This window comes from Acinetobacter sp. ABJ_C1_1, assembly GCF_044684115.1.
Taxonomy (GTDB): Bacteria; Pseudomonadota; Gammaproteobacteria; order Pseudomonadales; family Moraxellaceae; genus Acinetobacter; species Acinetobacter nosocomialis_A.
The window spans coordinates 1-315 of record NZ_JBITPU010000046.1 but is presented as its reverse complement, the minus strand read 5'-3'; the positions used below and the strand labels follow the sequence as shown (position 1 = coordinate 315).

Here is a 315-nt window from a genome sequence, read left to right as displayed (position 1 = left end):
ATGGCACCTGGACGCTTGCAGACAATACGCTTCCAGTGTTGACCGATGGTCCACATACAGTAACTGTGACAGCGACCGACCCTGCAGGTAATGTGGGTACAACAGGTGCAGTGGTGACTATCGATACGACAGCACCGACAGTTGCGTTAAGTGATGTAACCACCAATGACAGTACACCTGAATTAACAGGTACAGTGAACGATCCAACAGCGACTGTTGTGGTGACTGTAAATGGTGTGGAGTATCCAGCGGTCAATAATGGCAACGGTACCTGGACACTTGCAGACAATACACTTCCAGTATTGGCAGATGGTC

General features: G+C 49.5%; 1 protein-coding gene. It reads left to right on the top strand.

What is annotated here, in order from left to right; genetic code table 11:
* A partial coding sequence (locus tag ACG59Z_RS18765; RefSeq protein ID WP_400200723.1) for an Ig-like domain-containing protein occupies window positions 1-315 on the top strand: 315 nt, incomplete at both ends.